Annotated in this window: 12 protein-coding genes; 10 read left to right on the top strand and 2 right to left on the bottom strand. The window is 68.9% G+C overall.

The window, feature by feature from the left end:
- Positions 1–13 precede the first annotated feature (13 nt).
- From AC07U0_RS13705 to AC07U0_RS13695, 3 genes are read left to right on the top strand one after another with little or no spacing between them, the layout of a single operon-like run.
- Positions 14–691 carry a winged helix-turn-helix domain-containing protein gene (locus AC07U0_RS13705; RefSeq protein ID WP_494720562.1) on the top strand — a complete coding sequence of 226 codons (678 nt, stop codon included), beginning with the start codon at positions 14–16 and terminating at the stop codon, positions 689–691.
- Positions 678–2,078: a sensor histidine kinase gene (locus AC07U0_RS13700; RefSeq protein ID WP_494720561.1), complete on the top strand. Its 1,401-nt coding sequence runs from the start codon at positions 678–680 to the stop codon at positions 2,076–2,078. Before AC07U0_RS13705 ends, AC07U0_RS13700 begins: the two co-directional genes overlap by 14 nt.
- A gap of 10 nt (positions 2,079–2,088) precedes the next feature.
- Positions 2,089–3,102: a YncE family protein gene (locus tag AC07U0_RS13695; RefSeq protein WP_494720560.1), complete on the top strand. Its 1,014-nt coding sequence runs from the start codon at positions 2,089–2,091 to the stop codon at positions 3,100–3,102.
- Between the two features lie 141 nt (positions 3,103–3,243).
- On the opposite strand, the gene AC07U0_RS13690 is transcribed toward AC07U0_RS13695, so the two are convergent.
- Positions 3,244–6,084, bottom strand: coding sequence for a M16 family metallopeptidase (locus AC07U0_RS13690; protein WP_494720559.1), 2,841 nt, complete (start codon positions 6,082–6,084; stop codon positions 3,244–3,246).
- Between the two features lie 196 nt (positions 6,085–6,280).
- Here AC07U0_RS13690 and AC07U0_RS13685 point away from each other — a divergent pair, with 196 nt between their 5' ends.
- From AC07U0_RS13685 to AC07U0_RS13675, 3 genes are read left to right on the top strand one after another with little or no spacing between them, the layout of a single operon-like run.
- The gene (locus AC07U0_RS13685; RefSeq protein WP_494720558.1) at positions 6,281–7,885 is read left to right on the top strand and encodes a DUF4153 domain-containing protein; all 1,605 of its coding nucleotides are present in this window, start codon (positions 6,281–6,283) and stop codon (positions 7,883–7,885) included.
- Between the two features lie 11 nt (positions 7,886–7,896).
- Entirely contained in the window at positions 7,897–8,598 is a 702-nt protein-coding gene (locus tag AC07U0_RS13680) for a response regulator (RefSeq protein WP_494720557.1), read from the top strand.
- Positions 8,595–10,172, top strand: a complete 1,578-nt coding sequence (locus tag AC07U0_RS13675) for a sensor histidine kinase (protein WP_494720556.1) — start codon at positions 8,595–8,597, stop codon at positions 10,170–10,172. Before AC07U0_RS13680 ends, AC07U0_RS13675 begins: the two co-directional genes overlap by 4 nt.
- Here AC07U0_RS13675 and AC07U0_RS13670 read toward each other — a convergent pair.
- Positions 10,169–12,160, bottom strand: coding sequence for a M1 family metallopeptidase (locus AC07U0_RS13670; protein ID WP_494720555.1), 1,992 nt, complete (start codon positions 12,158–12,160; stop codon positions 10,169–10,171). The genes AC07U0_RS13675 and AC07U0_RS13670 overlap by 4 nt on opposite strands.
- A 74-nt stretch (positions 12,161–12,234) precedes the next feature.
- Here AC07U0_RS13670 and trhO point away from each other — a divergent pair, with 74 nt between their 5' ends.
- From trhO to tdh, 4 genes are all read left to right on the top strand, one after another.
- Positions 12,235–13,197 carry an oxygen-dependent tRNA uridine(34) hydroxylase TrhO gene (trhO, locus tag AC07U0_RS13665; protein WP_494720554.1) on the top strand — a complete coding sequence of 321 codons (963 nt, stop codon included), beginning with the start codon at positions 12,235–12,237 and terminating at the stop codon, positions 13,195–13,197.
- A 38-nt stretch (positions 13,198–13,235) separates the two neighbouring features.
- Complete coding sequence (locus tag AC07U0_RS13660) at positions 13,236–14,153, top strand: DUF4232 domain-containing protein (protein WP_494720553.1); 918 nt, start codon at positions 13,236–13,238, stop codon at positions 14,151–14,153.
- A 72-nt stretch (positions 14,154–14,225) separates the two neighbouring features.
- On the top strand, positions 14,226–15,416 hold the full coding sequence (locus AC07U0_RS13655) for a glycine C-acetyltransferase (RefSeq protein WP_494720552.1): 1,191 nt from the start codon (positions 14,226–14,228) through the stop codon (positions 15,414–15,416).
- The gene (gene tdh, locus AC07U0_RS13650) at positions 15,416–16,468 is read left to right on the top strand and encodes an L-threonine 3-dehydrogenase (RefSeq protein ID WP_494720551.1); all 1,053 of its coding nucleotides are present in this window, start codon (positions 15,416–15,418) and stop codon (positions 16,466–16,468) included. The genes AC07U0_RS13655 and tdh overlap by 1 nt, the downstream gene beginning before the upstream one ends.

Here is a 16,468-nt window from a genome sequence, read left to right as displayed (position 1 = left end):
GGGAGCCTCAGTCGTGAAAGTGCTGGTCGTCGAGGACGATGAACGCACCGCGTCCTTCATCGCGCGCGGTCTGGTCGAGACCGGTCACACCGTCGATGTGGCGAAGACCGGCGACGAAGGCGTCCAGATCGGCATGGCTGGCGCCCACGACGTCATCGTCATGGACCGGATGCTGCCGGGCCGGTCGGGGCTGGAGGCCATCGGCCTGTTGCGCGCCGAGGGGATCAACGCCCCGGTGCTGGTGCTGACCGCACTGGGCTCGATCGAGGACCGGGTCTCGGGACTTGAAGGCGGGGCCGACGACTATCTGGTCAAGCCCTTCGCCTTCAGCGAGCTGCTGGCCCGGCTGAACGCCCTGGTCCGCCGTCCGCCCCTGACCAGCCAGAACGATGTCATCCGCATCGCCGACCTGTCCATCGACACCCGCCGCCGCAAGGTGACCCGGGCGGACAAGCGCATCGAGCTGACGCCGCAGGAGTACAAGCTGCTGGAGTTCCTGGCGCGTCGGGTCGGCGAGACCGTCACCCGCACCATGCTGCTGGAAAGCCTGTGGGGCTTCCATTTCGACCCACGCACCAACATCGTCGACGCCCATGTCAGCCGCCTGAGGTCCAAGGTCGACCGCGGTTTCGACGTGGAACTTATCCGCACCCTGCGGGGTGTGGGATATGTGCTCGATGAACCGGAATAGAGCCCCCGCCAAACTCTGGCAGACCACTACCTTCCGCATGGCCATCGTCTTCGCGGCGGTGTTCGGCCTCGGGACAGCCGTGCTGTTGCTGGTGCTCGACATCGCCGTCGGCCGCTTCGCCGAGGAAACGGCGCGTGACGCCCTGCGCGACCAGGTCGCGGTGCTGGTCGCCGACGCCAACGCCGAGGGCGGGCCGGCCCTGATCGCGTCCCTGAAGGAGCATGTCGCGGGCGGCCAGCCCGAGCGGTTCAGCTATCTCGTCGTCACTCCGTCCGGCGAAAGGCTGGCGGCCGGTCTCCCGGCGTCGGTCGAACAGATCCGGGGCGAGGCCAGCATCCATCTGCCGATGGTCGCCGAGGAGGATGAGTCGGTCGACAGCAGCGACATCGAGGTCATCGTCCTGACCGACCGGGCTCGGGACGGCACCTTCATCGCCGTCGGCCGCGACACCTATGCGCTGGAGGAACTGCGGCAGTGGCTGCACCGGCTGGCCATCATCGGCGGTCTGGTCATCGTCCTGCTGGCCCTGATCGGCGGAGCGGCGGCGGGGGCGGTGCTGCTGCGCCGCCTGAAGGGCGTCACCGACGCGGCAGGACGGGTGATGAGCGGCGACCTCAGCGAGCGCCTGCCGTCGCTGGGCATCGGGCGCGAGTTCGACGACCTGGCCGACACCCTGAACGCCATGCTGGAGCGGCTGGAGAGCGCCATGGAGGCGATCCGCCAGGTCTCGGCAGACGTGGCCCATGACCTGCGCACACCCCTGACCCGTCTGCGCAACCGGCTGGAAGACGCCCAGGCCGCTCCGGTCGAGGCGCGCGACGACCTCCTGACCGATGCGGTCGGCGAAACGGACCGTCTGCTCGAGATCTTCGCCGCCCTGCTGCGTCTGGCCCAGATCGAGGGCGGGACCAGCCGCCGCTTCGCCGTCTTCGACCTCGTTCCCACGGTGGCCGAGGTGGTCGAGGCCTATCAGCCCGCGGCCGACGAGGCCGGCTGGACCCTGAGCCTCATCTCTGACCCGGAGGCGGTGGTCGAGGGCGACAGCGCCCTTCTGGCCCAGGCCGTCGCCAGCCTGATCGACAACGCCCTGACCCATGGCGCTCCGGGCACGGCCATCACCGTCTCCGTTCACAGATATGCGGGCGAGGCGACGGTCACCGTCACCGACAACGGTCCCGGCGCCCCCGAGGCCGAACTCGCCAATCTGACACGCCGCTTCTACCGACTGGACCGCAGCCGCCACACGGTCGGATCGGGTCTGGGGCTTTCGATGGTCTCGGCCATCGCCACCCTGCACGGCGTCCCGTTGCGGATCGCCAATCGTCATCCCGGCCTGGCGGTCTCCCTGACCGTGCCGATGCCCTCAAACCTTCTTCCCCCCGCCTGAGAGAGTTCCAATGTCCCGGATCGTTCTTGCCGTCCTGACCGCCGCCGGCCTGCTGGCCAGCGGCGCCGCCTCCGCCGAAAGCCCCGCGCCCGGCTATCACATCACGGCGCACCTGCCCGGACCCGACGGGGGCTGGGACTACGCCAGCTTCGACGCCGCGCGGAACCGCGTGCTGGTCGCCCGCTCGACCGCCGTCGACGCCTTCGATCTCGGAGCGGGCGGCGCAGGCGTGGTCATCGAACCGGCGGCGCGGGGCCATGCGGCCCTGACTGTCAACGGCGGCTCGGAAATCCTGATCACCAACGGCGACACCGCCAGCGCGGTCTTCGTCGACGCCAGCAACGGCTCGCCCATCGCCACGGTCCCGACGGGGCAGGGGCCGGACGCTGTCGCCGTGGACACCGCGTCGGGGACGGTGCTGGTCATGGACCATCGCGGGGGCCAGATCGACGTGATCGACAGCCGCACCCACCAGTCGCTCGGCCGCATCGAAGTGGGCGGGGCGCTGGAGGCCGCCGCTCTCGACGGTCAGGGTCACGCCTACGTCAATGTCGAGGACAGGAACGAGATCGCCGTCGTGGATATCGCGGGACGGACGGTGACTGGCCGCTACGCCCTGCCGGGTTGCGAAGGCCCGACGGGCATCGCCTATGCGACCGGCGAGGACCTGCTGATCGTCGCCTGCGACGGCGTCGCCGATCTGGTCCGGGCCTCGACCGGAGCGACCGTGCGCACGATCGCGATCGGCGACGGTGCTGACGGCGTGGCTTGGGACCCGAACCGCAAGCGCGCCCTGATCCCGTCGGGCGAGACCGCCACCCTGTCGGTGCTCCAGATCGCGAACGGCGACGCCACCCTGGTCCAGACCCTGCCGACCCGCAGCGGCGGCCGCACCATCGCCCTGGATCCTGTGACCGGCGACGCCTTCATCCCGACGGCCCTGTTCACGCCCGCTGTCGAGGGCCATCGGGCGACTATGGCGCCGGGCAGCTTCGAATTGCTGGTGATCCGCCCGGAGAGCTGAGCGGACGCCGTGACCCGCCGCACAGGCGTGAAAACGCCCCGCCGAGTAATCAGCGGGGCGTTATGCGTTTGAACCGATCCACTGCCTCGCGCGCCGTCGCTCCCGGACTGACCCGGAAACGACGGCGGCAAGACGTCGCCTTTACTGCGCCGAACGGACCTCGACGGGCAGGCCGAGGGCGTCGAGCTGGGGCTTCACGACGGAGGCGTCGCCGACCACGACCCAGACGAACTGGTCGGGGTGGATAACCTGACGCGCCGAGGCGTCCAACTGGGCGGCGCTGAGGGCGCGGGTGCGGCTGGACAGGGTGGTCTGATAGTCGTCCGGACGGCCGTAAAGGGCGTTGGCCCGCAGGGCGCCGAGGATCTGGGCCGAGGTCTCATAGCTGCCCGCCAGCTGACGGGTGTTGCCGTTGATGGTCCGCTCCAGCTCCTGCGGCGTGACGCCGTCGGTCTCGAGGAAGCGATCGTACTGGGCGATCAGGGCCGCGACCGACTCGCCCGTGCGGTTCGACTGGACCGGGGCGTTGACGATGTAGGGGATGCGGTGCTCGAGCTGGTTGACGGTGCCGCGCACGCCATAGGACCAGCCCTTGGTCTCGCGCAGGTCCGAGTTGATCCGCGACAGGAAGTCCGAACCCAGGGTGACGTTGGCGGCGTTCAGGGCCAGCAGATCGTCCGTGCCCGACAGCGGCAGGACCGCACCGCCGTAGATCAGCGACTGCGGCGACTGCGGACGGTCGATCAGGACGATGCGGTTGGTCGGCGCCGGGACGGTGTTGGAGAAGGTCTTCACCCCCTTGGCGATCGCCGGGGCGCGCCAGTCGCCGAAGGCGGTCTCGAGCTGCGGTGTGACCTGGGCCAAGGGCAGGTCGGACACCACGAAGATGGTCGCGTTGTCCGGGCGGATCCAGGCGTCGTGGGTGGCGACCAGATCGTCGCGGCTCAGGGCCGTGATGGTCTTGTCGTCGCCCGTTCCGGTGAAGGAGCGGCCATAGGGGCTGTCGGCGCCGTAGAGGATCGGCGGCAGGGCGCGGGCGGCGATGGCGCCCGGGTTGGTGCGCTCGCTGGCCAGGGCCGACAGGCGCTGGGCGCGAACTCGCTCGATCTCCGCCGGGGCGAAGGCCGGGTTGCGGACCACATCGGCCAGCAGCGTCAGGGACGGCGTCAGGTTGGCGGTCACGGTCGACAGGTCGGCCGAGGTCCGGTCCATGGAGGCGCCGACGTTGATGGCCGTGCCCAGCCGTTCCTTTTCTTCGGCCAACTGGTTGGCGTCGCGGGTGGTGGTGCCCTCGTCCAGCAGGTCCAGCATCATGGCCTGGGCGCCGAGGTGATCGGCGGCGTCGGCGGCGTAGCCGGCGTTGAACTCCACGGCGACCTTGGTCACGGGCACGGTGTCGACGTGGGCGTAGACCACCTTGATGCCGTTCGAGAGCGTCACGCGCTCGACGGCCGGGAAGACCAGATCCGGCACCTGGCCGATGGCCGGCATCGGGTCGCGGGCGACGCGCTGGATCTCGGCGGCCGGGATCGGAGCGGGCTTGTCGGCCGCGGCTTCGGCATAGGGTTCACGCTCGCCGGGGGCGATGGTCATGTCGAAGACCGGGCGGGTCAGCCAGTGCTGCATGGCGGCCGTCACCTGGGCCGGGGTGACCGAGGCGTATTCGGCCAGCTCCTTCTTGTAGTGGTCCGGATCGCCCGAATAGAGCTGACCTTCGGCCAGGACGTTGGCCTTGCCGTTGACCTGCTCCAGGCTCTGGACGACGCGCGACACATATTGAGTGGCGACGCGAGCGACTTCTTCGTCGGTCGGGCCCTTGGCAATGTAGTCGGCGACGATGGCGTCGAGCTGACGGCCCACGGCGGCGGCGTCCTGACCAGGCTTCACATCGACCGAGATCTCGAAGATGCCGATGCGGTGGAAGTCCTGCAGGGACGAGGAGACCGAGACCGCCGTCTGTTCGCCGCGCACCAGCTGGGTGTCGAGGCGCGATGAGGCGAGGCCGCCCAGGACCTGGGCCGCGACCGACAGGGGCACGGCGTCATCGCTGGTCAGACCGGGCACGGCCCAGCTGCGGGTCAGGCGGGTGTTGGCGACGCGGTCATGCATGGTGGCCACGATCGGGGCGGCCAGGGTCGGCACCGGCGCCTCGGCCGGGGTGTTGACCGGACCGCGCGGGATGGCGCCGAAATAGCGCTGGGTCAGGGTGCGGGCCTTGGTCTCGTCGATGTCGCCCGACAGGACGACGATGGCGTTGTTCGGGCCGTAGTTGTCGCGGAACCAGTTGCGCACGGTCTCGAGGCTGGCGGCGTCGAGGTCGGCCATCGAGCCAATGGTCGAGTGGCGGTAGGGGTGGCCTTCGGGGAAGAGGGCTTCCAGCTGGGCGTATTCGAACAGGCCGTAGGGCTGGTTGTCGCCCTGACGCTTCTCGTTCTGGACGACGCCGCGTTGCAGATCGAGGGTGTCCTGACCCAGGGCGCCGAGCAGATAGCCCATGCGGTCGCTCTCGAGGAACAGGGCCTGTTCCAGCGCCGGCGTGGGGACGGTCTCGAAATAGTTGGTGCGGTCGAACCAGGTCGTGCCGTTCAGGTTCGACGGGCCGAGGTTGCGCATCCGGCCGAGATAGCTGCCCGGGGCATTTTCCGAGCCGCCGAACATCAGGTGTTCGAACAGGTGAGCGAAGCCGGTCGAACCGGCGGGCTCGTCCTTGGAGCCGACATTGTACCAGACGGAAACGGCGACGACGGGGGCCTTGTGATCCTCATGCACGATGACCGTCAGGCCATTGTCCAGGGTGAAGCGCTTCCACGGGATGTTGACCTCGGACACCAGGGCCGAGACCGGCGCGGCCTGCAGCTCCGGGGCCTGGGCGGACGTGGCCAGGGCCGCGGCGGCGGGGGCGATCGAGGTTTGGGCCAGCACCGGCGCGGCGGGCGCGATCACGGCAAGAAGGGCGGCGAGGGAGACAGAGCGAAGACGCATATGCAAACAGTCCTTTTCCTGAGGCGGGGACATTACCCCACAGAGGCCTCGGCGCAATCGCTGCGCTGGGCCCGACCATGACCGGTTGCAGTCTGCACAGCTTCTGCACGGCTCATCCTTCACATCTCCCGATCCACGCCAACCGCCGCTGACGAGGCGAGCGCAGTCTGGGGCCTCCTGACACGGAGAGCTCTCGATGACATCCATCCGCGCCACACTGGTGATGAAGGCGGCCGTCGCCGCGGCCTTCGTCGTCCTGGCCGACCAACTGTTCTTCGCCCATCGGCCCGGAGCGACGGTCGGGGTTTTCGCCCTGATCGGGATCGCGGGTGTCTGGCTGGCGCGGCCGGGACTGCTGCGGGATCCGAGGGCTGCCGTCGCCCTGGTGCTGGCGGCCCTGCTGGCGCTGGCGATGGTCGATCGGCCCAGCCTGCTGGTGTGGGGGCTCTATGCCCTGGCCGTCACGGTCGCGGTGTTGTCGGCGCGAGTCGCGCGGGGGGAGCCGGGTTGGCGCTGGGGACAGAGGCTGGTGATCCATGTCGCCGTTGCCGCCGTTGGGCCCCTGATCGACTTGGTCCGCAAGCTGTTGGCCCGGCGTCGGCGCGGCATGGCCCGGACAGGTTCGATCATGAAGGCAGTCGCCCTCATCGCCGTGCCGCTGTGGGGCGGTCTGGTCTTTCTTGCCTTGTTCGCGGCCGCCAACCCGCTGATTTCCGACGCCCTGTCCCGGTTGAGGCCGCCGGCTCTGTCGGTCGAGACCGTGGTGCGGACGATCTTCTGCAGTCTGGTGGCGGTGTCGGCATGGGCGGCGCTGCGGCCACGCTGGCGGCGCAAACTGTTGTCCTTGCCGTCACTGGGCGAGCGCGCCTTGCCGGGAGTCAGTACGGCGTCAGTGACCCTGTCGCTGATCGTCTTCAACGTGTTGTTCGCGCTTCAGAATGCGCTCGATATCGCCTTCCTGTGGAGCGGGGCGCCGCTGCCAGGCGGGATGACCTTGGCCTCCTACGCCCATCGCGGCGCCTGGTCGCTGATCCTCACGGCCCTGCTGGCCGGGACCTTCGTCCTGATCACCCTGAGGCCGGGCTCGGAGACGGCGAACCGGCCGGTGGTACGGGCGCTGGTCATGGTCTGGGTGGCGCAGAACATGCTGCTGGTGGCCTCCAGCCTGCTGCGCACGGTGGACTATGTGGAAGTCTTCTCCCTGACCCGGCTGCGGCTGGCGGCGATGATCTGGATGGTGCTGGTGGGCGTCGGCCTGCTGCTGATCTGCTGGCGGCTGATGCGAAACCTCAGCGGCCATTGGCTGATCACCGCCAATCTCTTGACGACACTGACGGTGCTGGCGGGCGTCGGGACGGTGAATCTGGGACCCGCGGTGGCGGCCTGGAATGTGCGGCACGCGGCCGAGGTGGACGGCAAGGGGGCCTATCTCGACCTCTGCTACATGCGCAAGCTGGGGCCGGCGGGCTTGGTGTCCCTGGCCGAGCTGGAGCAGGCGACGCAGGAGCCGCTGTTCAAGGCGCGGATAGCCTCAGCGCGCTGGCAGGCGCAGCAGACGGTCATGGACCGGCAGGCGCACTGGCGGGGCTGGACCTGGCGCGATGCGCGGCGGCTGGCGAAAGCCCAGTCGCTGGTTGGATGGGAGAAACCGGACCTCGGCCCGCTGCCGAGAGATTGCGACGGGGAGCCCATCCCGCCGCCGCTCCCGCCGGTCGTCCTCACGCCGCCCCCGGTCGTTCTCACTGCGCCGCCTCCCACGGTTGCGACCATCGCCCCGTTGACCTCGAACGCAGGACACTGAACATGGGGATCATGCAGCGTACCGTCCTGGTGGTCGATGACGACCCCCACATCCGTGACCTTCTGGTCTTCGCCCTGCAGAAGGCGGGTCTGGCCACGCGTCAGGCCGCCGACGGGGAGGCCGCGCTGGTCGATCTGCAGGCGCACCGGTCGGATCTGGTCATCCTGGACATCAACATGCCGCGCATGGACGGGATCGAGACCTGCCGGCGCATCCGGGCCGAGGGCGATCTGCCGGTGCTGTTCCTGTCCTCACGGGACGAGGAGATCGACCGCATCCTGGGCATCGAGCTGGGCGCCGACGACTATGTGACCAAACCCTTCAGCCCGCGTGAGGTGGTGGCGCGGGTCGCGGCCATCCTGCGCCGGGTTTCGCGGACGCCGCCGCCCTTGCCGACCAACGCGGTGGCGCACGGGCGGCTGACGCTGGACGGGGAGGGCTGGCGCGCAGGCTGGAACGGCGCCGATGTGTCGCTGACGGTGACCGAGTTCGCCATCCTGAGGGTGCTGGCCGAGGCGCCGCGCATGGTGTTCAGCCGTGACGCCATCATCGACCGGGTGCACGGGCCGGGCTTCGCCATGACCGATCGCACCATCGACAGCCACGTCCGCAACCTGCGCGCCAAGTTCGAGGCGGTGGGCGGTAGCGATGTCATCGAGACGCGGGCGGGCATCGGCTATCAGATCGGGCCGTGCATGGGCGGGGCGGCGTGATTCATCGCGCGCTGGACTGGCTGCGTGCGCACTGGCCGGCGCTGAGGCTGCGGACGATCCTGCTGTCGGTCCTGATGTTCGCGGCCATCCTGCCGGGCCTCGTGGGCGTCTTCCTGCGCGTCTATGAGAACACCCTGGTGCGCCAGACGGAGTCGGAGCTGATCGCCCAGACGGCGGCCCTGTCGGCGACGGCGGAGGCGCTGTGGCCGGGCGCGGTCCTGATCGCCGCGACACCGGAGCAGAGGCTTGAGCCCGGCTGGTACCAGCCCGAAGGGGCGACCATCGATCTGGGGTCGACCCCCGTCCTGCCCGCCCGGCCCGAGGCGCGGTCGGCGCCGCCGCCCGACCCGCAAGCCGTCGCCCTGAACGCGCGCCTGCAGCCGATCGCCGACGAGACCGCCCGCACGACCCTGGCCTCCATCATCCTGCTGGATCGGCAGGGCGTGGTCGTCGACGGCTATGCGAGGGGCGGCAGTTGGGCCGATCTGCCGGAGGTGCGGTCGGCGCTGGCGGGGCGGCCCTGGACGGTGCTGCGTCGCAACGCCGACTATCATCCGCGCTATTCGATGGAATGGCTGAGCCGGGCCTCGGGTCTGAGAATCCATCACGCCCGCCCCATCGTCGTGAACGGTCAGGTGAGGGGGGTGATCCTGACTTCTCGGTCGCCGCGGGCGCTGTTCAAGGGCGTCTATCAGGACCGGATCAAGATCGCCCTCGGCATCCTCGGCACCCTCAGCGTCATCGCCGTGCTGGCGGTGCTGGTCGCGCGCGGCATAGCCCGGCCGATCGAGAAGCTCAGCGAGGCGGCGCGAGAAGTGACGACCGGGGGCGGAACCCTGCCGCCGGCGCCCGCGACCTCGGCGGTCGAGATCCGCACCCTCTATGAGGACTTCAGCCTGATGGCCGAGGCGGTGGACCGGCGTTCCCGCTATCTCAGGGACTTCGCCGCCGCCGTCAGCCATGAGTTCAAGACGCCGCTGGCCGGGATCCAGGGCGCGGTCGAGCTGCTGCAGGACCACGGCGAGACCATGGAGACGGCGCAGCGCAGACGCTTCCTCGACAATATCGCCGCCGATGCGCGGCGTCTGGCCGGGCTCGTGACACGGCTGCTGGACCTGGCGCGGGCCGATATGGCGCGGCCGGACGCCAATCTGGCCGTCGATGTGTTCCCCGCCGTGTCCAAGGCCGTTGACGCCCGGGCCGGGGATCTGGAGATCGCCGTCGATCTCAATGACCCGCCGCCGGTCGCTGTGCCGCCGGCGACGCTGGAGATGCTGGTCTCGACCCTGCTGGAAAACAGCCGTCAGGCGGGGGCGACGCGGGTCGCCATCACCGCCCGCAGCGAGGATCGCAGTCTGATCCTGACCGTGGCCGACGACGGGCCGGGGGTGCCGCCAGGCGACGCCGACCGGGTGTTCGAACCCTTCTTCACCTCGAAACGCAGCGAGGGCGGGGCAGGGTTGGGCCTGTCCATCGCCGTCTCCCTGCTGGCCGCCAACCGGGCCTCGATCCGGCTGACGCCCTCGTCTACCGGCGCGACCTTCGAGGTGACGCTTCCGATCGCGGGCCGTTAGGCCGCCGGTTTGCCCTCGTTATTCGACCGGTCGCGGTCGGGCAGGCGGTGGTCGGGATCGACCGTCGCCGAGGCCACGTCGCCTGTTCCGTCGAAGTGGAAGACGTGTGAGCCGCGCTGCATCCAGGTCTCGACCGGGACGCGCAGATCGGCATGGGTCCCGTCGGCGTACGCTACCCGCAGGGTCGCCGGCAGGACCAGCTGATCTCGGTTCTCGAGCGTGACGTCGACGCCCCTGGCGTTATCTCCGCCGGTATAGGCGACCGAGGTCACCGCCAGATCGTTGCGCCAGTTGTTCAAGTACCAGCCGTTCCAGAACCACGACAGATCGTCGCCGCCCGCGCTCTCCATGGCGCGGAAGAAGTCGCTGGGCTGCGGATGCTTGAAGGCCCAGTCGGCGATGAATTTGCGGAAGGCCGGGTCGAAGCGATCCGGGCCTAGGATGTCCTCGCGCAACAGGGTCAGGCCGAACGCCGATTTGAAATAGGTGATCGGGTGGCGGTACTTTTCCTGAATGGCGTCGGCGCGGGTCATGATCACCGGCGCGGCCTGATCGTCCATGATCACCGCCATCTGGTCGGCAGGCGTCCCGTCCTTCGGCGCATATTCGCCGTCGCGCTTGGGCCCGTAGACGCCGTTCTCGAAGGCGTCGGATTCATAAACGTCGATGAAGGTGTTGAAGCCCTCGTCCATCCAGGCATGGCGGCGTTCGTCGAAGCCGACGATCATCGGGAACCAGCTGTGGCCGATCTCGTGGGCCGTGATCCAGAACAGGGTCTTTCCGGCGTCCTCGATGCCATCGAAGACGATGCCCGGATATTCCATGCCCGAGGCCGGACCTGCGACGTTGATCGCATTGGGCCAAGGATAGGGATACCAGCCGGAGAAGGTCTCCACCGCGTGCTTGAGGTATTCGGTCGAGCGGCTCCATTTGTCCTGACCGACGCTCTCAACCGGATAGACGGACTGGGCCAGCGCCGTCTTGCCGCCGGGCAAGTCGATGCGTGCCGCGTCCCACACGAAGGCGCGCGAGGCGCTGAACGCCACGTCGCGGGTGTGATCCATGTGGAAGCGCCACGTCTTCTCACCGGTCGGGGCCTTGGCGGAGGCCACCTCTTCCGGCGTGCGGATGACGACGGTCGTGGCGCTGGCTTGCGCCTGGGCCAGACGGGCGCGTTGGTCGGCGCTGAGGACTTCGGTGGGGTTGGTCAGGGCGCCCGAACCGGCGACGATCATGTCGTCCGGGACAGTGATCGCATAGTCGAAGGCGCCGTATTCCAGATAGAACTCATTGGCCAGGTACGGCAGCGTGTCCCAGCCGCGCAGGTCGTCATAGACCTGAAGCCGGGGATACCACTGGGCGATGCTGAAGATGTCGCCGTTCGGCGTGGTCAGCCAGCCGGTGCGGCCGCCGAAATCGTCGGACGGGACGGTGTAGTGATAGCGCACCCGCACCTCGACCTTGCCGCCAGACGGCGCCAACGGTGCGGGCAAGGTGACCCGCATCCGGGTGTCGTCGATCAGGTGCGGGACGGCGACCCAGTTGCGGCCCGACTTCACCTCGACCGCCTCGACGACATAGCCGTCGGTCGATCCACGTGACTTGCGGCCCGAGAAGGCGCCGGCGCGGCTGTCGGTGCGATAGAGGTTCTGGTCCATCTGGAACCAGAGGATGTCGAGCGTGTCGGGGCTGTTGTTCGTGTAGGTCACGACTTCCTGACCGCCGAGCGTCTTCGCCGTCGGGTCAAGCCGGGCCTCGATCGAATAGTCGACGCGGTTCTGCCACCAGGCCGGACCGGGCGTGCCGGCGCCGGTGCGGAGGGTTCCGGCAGGATCGGGCAGGGACAGCGGCGCGAAGGTCTTCAGCGGGTCGTAGGTGTTGGTCGATGCGGTCGCGGGTGTCTGGGCCGCCGCTCCCGTGGCCATCAGGGTCGCGATGAGCGCGCCGGACATCAGGGGGAGCAGGGTGCGCATCGGACGAACGGTCATCGGGAATCTCTACGGGGGAACAGAGTCGCTGCGATGTTTTGGCACAGGCGGCGGGTGCGGACTATAAGCCGCCGATGCGTTCCGAGACCTCCCCCTATACCGTCGCCGCCCTCTACCGCTTCGCCCGCATCGCGGACCGCGAGGGCGTGCGCGATCGGCTGGAGGCGGTCTGTGCGGCCAATGGCGTGCGCGGCACCTTGCTCGTTGCGCACGAGGGGCTGAACGGGACCATCGCGGGGACCGAGGCGGGCGTCGCCGGGGTCATCGCCGCGATCCATGCCCTGCCGGGCTTCGACCGGCTGGAGCTGAAGTATTCGACGGCGACCGAGCCGCCCTTCCATCGGCTGAAGGTGCGGATCAAGGCCGAGATCGTGACCATGGGCGAGCCGGACATCGATCCTCTGACCGACGCCGGGACCTATGTCTCCGCACAGGACTGGAACGCCCTGATCGCCGATCCGGCGACCATCGTAATCGACACCCGCAATGACTATGAGGCCGCGGTCGGGGCCTTCGAAGGCGCGATCCAGCCCAATACCCGCAGCTTCCGCGACTTTCCCGCCTGGGTCCGGGGCGAGGGCAGGGGGCTGTTCGAGGGTCCGACGCCGCCCAAGGTCGCCATGTATTGCACCGGAGGCATCCGCTGCGAGAAGGCCACGGCCTTCCTTAAGGCCGAGGGCATTGAGGACGTCCATCATCTGGAGGGCGGCATCCTGCGCTATCTGGAGGACATTCCCGAGGCCGAGAGCCTGTGGCGCGGCGAATGCTTCGTCTTCGACGAGCGGGTCGCGGTCGGTCACGGGCTGGAGCAGGGGACCCACAGCCTCTGCCGGGGCTGCCGGATGCCGGTCAGTCCGGAGGGGCGGCTGTCACCCCTCTATGTCGACGGCGTCTCCTGCGAGGCTTGCCACGAGGACCGCACCGAGGAACAGCGCCGCGCCTATGCAGAACGGCACCGGCAGGTGGAGATCGCCGCCAGCCAGGGCGTGGCCCATATCGGCGCCGACGCCGCCATGAACCTCAAGCGGAGCCTTTGAGGCAGAACGACGTTAACCTCGCCGAACCGAGGACCGTCATGACCCAACGCGCCGCCAAGACCGCTACTGCTCTCGTCGCTGTCGCCGCCCTGATGGCGGGTTGCTCTCGCGAGGCCGCCGCGCCTCCGGCCCAGCCGCAGGCCCCGGCGCCGACGCCGGTCCAGACGCCTCCCGCCCCGCCGATCGGGTATGCCTGCGAGAGCGGCAAGACGGTGGTGGTCCAGTACCCCGACACTTCGACGGCCCAGATCGGCTACAACGGCCAGACCTACACCCTGCGCACGGTCCAGGCGGCCAGCGGCGCGCGCTACGCCGGTTCGGGCGTCGAATGGTGGACCGCCACGCGTGACGGTCAGGAGACTGCCACCCTCAGCCGCCTCGGCCCCAATCAGGACGTGGGCGTCGCCATTCTGGAGCGTTGCAGCCGTCCGGCCTCGGGCGTTGACACCCCGGTCGGCCCGACGCAACCGGCGACGCCGGCCCCCGGCGGCGTCCTGCCCGCCGCCCTGCCGTGCAAGACCAACCAGCTGAAGCTCTCGGCCGATGGCGGCGACGCGGGTATGGGCCATCGTCTTGCGACCTTGGGCGTCCAGAATATCGGGACCCAGGCCTGCAGCCTGACCGGCTATCCGACCGTGACTCTGCTGGACGGACGTGGCCGCAGCCTGACCCCGATCAAGATCGACCAGCATCCGGGCAGCTATCTGAGCGGCGGCATGGCCCCGCGTCCGGTCAATCTGCCGCCCCAGGCCAAGGGCTATTTCGACCTCGCCTGGACGGTCGTGCCGAACGAAGGCGCGGGCGAGCGGGTTTGCCCCAGCGCGGCGACGGTGCGCTTCACGGCCCCCGGAGACAGCAACTTCATCACCTTCGCCCAGGCCTTCACCCCCTGCGGCGGCCGCATCGACGTCAGCCCGATCCGCCCGACCACTGAGGACGTGGCGCCGACGGTCTGAGGGGCGCGGCTGGTCATCCCCGCGAAATCGGCGTAACCGGCGGGCCTCTTCGCAGTCGCTTGCCGAGGCTCCATGCCGACAGACTTTCACGCCCGTATCGCCGCCGAACTGGCTGACATCGACGCCCAGGGGCTGACCAAGCCCGAGCGGGTCATCGCCTCCCGACAGGGGCCGGTGATCGAGGTCGGCGGGCGACAGGTGCTGAATTTCTGCGCCAACAACTACCTCGGCCTGGCCGGCGACCAGCGCATCGTCGATGCGGCCAGGGAAGCGGCTGACCGGCGCGGGGCGGGTACGGCCTCGGTGCGCTTCATCTGCGGCACCCAGGACATCCACAAGGAACTCGAGAGCGCCATCGCCGGCTACCTCGGCTTCGAGGACGCCATCCTGTTCGCCGCAGCCTTCGACGCCAACGGCGGCCTGTTCGAACCTCTCTTCGGGGAAGAGGACGCTATCGTCTCCGACAGCCTGAACCACGCCTCGATCATCGACGGCGTGCGGCTGTGCAAGGCCAAACGCTACCGCTTCGCCAACTCCGACATGGACGAGCTGGAGAGCCGGCTGAAGGAGGCCCGCGAGGCCGGCGCCCGCAACATCGTCATCGCCACCGACGGCGCCTTCTCGATGGACGGCTATATCGCCAGGCTGAACGAGATCCGCGTTCTGGCCGACAAATACGACGCCCTGATCATGGTCGACGACTGCCATGCCACCGGCTTCCTCGGTCCGCAGGGGCGTGGCTCCTTCGCCCACCACGGGGTGAAGATCGACTTCCTGTCCGGCACCTTCGGCAAGGCCTTGGGCGGCGCCATGGGCGGCTTCATCTGCGCCAGCGTGCCGGTGGTCCAGCTGCTCAAGCAGCGCGCCCGGCCCTATCTGTTCTCCAACGCCCTGGCCCCGGCCGTCTGCGGCGCCTCGATGGAAGCGATCCGCATCGCGCAAGGGTCTGAAGGCGACGCCCTGCGCACGCGCCTCAGCGCCAACGCCCACCGCTACCGCATGGCCATGACCGACGCCGGCTTCGACCTTCTGCCGGGCGAGCACCCGATCATCCCGGTGATGCTGGGCGACGCCAAGCTGGCCCAGACCCTCGCCGCGCGGATGCTGCAGCTGGGCGTCTATGTCATCGGCTTCTCGTTCCCGGTGGTGCCGCGCGGCGCGGCGCGCATCCGGACGCAGATGTCGGCGGCGCATACGTTCGAACACATCGACCGGACGGTCGAGGCCTTCAAACAGGCCGGTAAAGAGTTGGGAGTGATCTGATGACTGACACCATGAAGGCGCTGGCCAAGATGAAGCCCGAGATCGGCCTTGAGCTGATCGACGCCCCCGTTCCGGTCGCAGGTCCCGAGGACGTGCTGATCCGGGTGCACCGCACCGCCGTCTGCGGCACCGACATCCACATCTGGAACTGGGACGAGTGGTCCCAGAAGAACGTCCCGACCCCGATGATCACGGGCCACGAGTTCTCCGGTGAGATCGTCGCCATCGGCAAGGACGTGAACCGGCCGCTGAAGATCGGCCAGCGCGTCTCGGCCGAGGGCCACGTCATCGACCTGAACTCCGAGGCGGCCCGCGCGGGTCACTTCCACCTCGACCCGCACACGCGCGGCATCGGCGTGAACCGTCAGGGCGCCTTCGCCGAGTTCGTCGTGGCTCCGGCCTTCAACGTCATCGAGCTGCCCGACGACGTGTCCGACGAGATCGCCTCGATGCTCGATCCGTTCGGCAACGCCGTGCACACGGCGCAGCAGTTCGACCTGCTGGGCGAGGACGTGCTGGTTACCGGCGCGGGCCCTATCGGCATCATGGCCGCCGCCGTCGCGCGCCATGCCGGCGCGCGCACCGTGGTCCTGACCGACATCAACGACTATCGCCTCGACCTCGGCAACAAGGTCGCCCCGGGCGTGCGCACCGTGAACACCTCGCGCGAGGACCTGCGCGACGTCATGAAGGAACTGGGCCTGAAGGTCGGTTTCGACGTGGCGCTGGAAATGTCCGGCTCGCCCATCGCCTTCAAGCAATGCGTCGACACCCTGATCATGGGCGGCGGCATGGCCATGCTGGGCATTCCGTCCAGGCCCATGGAAACCGACTGGGGCACGATCATCCTCAAGGCCCTGACCATCAAGGGCGTCTATGGCCGCGAGATGTTCACGACCTGGCGCAAGATGCTCGGCCTGCTCAAGGCCGGTCTGGATCTGGAGCCCCTGATCACCCACCGCATGGGCTATTCGCAGTACCGCGACGGCTTCGAGGCGATGAAGTCGGGCCAGTCGGGCAAGGTCGTTCTGAACTGGCAGGACGCGGCGTGA

This window comes from Brevundimonas sp. GW821-FHT02A10 (genome assembly GCF_059422025.1).
Note: the sequence above shows the minus strand (reverse complement) of the source record. Positions and strands in the feature narration are given on the sequence as shown.

Bases quoted from the DNA above. Each gene is read 5' to 3' on its own strand.
- AC07U0_RS13655 (WP_494720552.1), top strand. From the start codon at position 14,226: ATGCCGACAGACTTTCACGCCCGTATCGCCGCCGAACTGGCTGACATC.
- AC07U0_RS13690 (WP_494720559.1), bottom strand. From the start codon at position 6,084: ATGCGTCTTCGCTCTGTCTCCCTCGCCGCCCTTCTTGCCGTGATCGCG.
- AC07U0_RS13680 (WP_494720557.1), top strand. From the start codon at position 7,897: ATGCAGCGTACCGTCCTGGTGGTCGATGACGACCCCCACATCCGTGAC.
- tdh (WP_494720551.1), top strand. From the start codon at position 15,416: ATGACTGACACCATGAAGGCGCTGGCCAAGATGAAGCCCGAGATCGGC.
- AC07U0_RS13700 (WP_494720561.1), top strand. From the start codon at position 678: ATGAACCGGAATAGAGCCCCCGCCAAACTCTGGCAGACCACTACCTTC.
- trhO (WP_494720554.1), top strand. From the start codon at position 12,235: ATGCGTTCCGAGACCTCCCCCTATACCGTCGCCGCCCTCTACCGCTTC.
- AC07U0_RS13685 (WP_494720558.1), top strand. From the start codon at position 6,281: ATGACATCCATCCGCGCCACACTGGTGATGAAGGCGGCCGTCGCCGCG.
- AC07U0_RS13660 (WP_494720553.1), top strand. From the start codon at position 13,236: ATGACCCAACGCGCCGCCAAGACCGCTACTGCTCTCGTCGCTGTCGCC.
- AC07U0_RS13695 (WP_494720560.1), top strand. From the start codon at position 2,089: ATGTCCCGGATCGTTCTTGCCGTCCTGACCGCCGCCGGCCTGCTGGCC.
- AC07U0_RS13670 (WP_494720555.1), bottom strand. From the start codon at position 12,160: ATGACCGTTCGTCCGATGCGCACCCTGCTCCCCCTGATGTCCGGCGCG.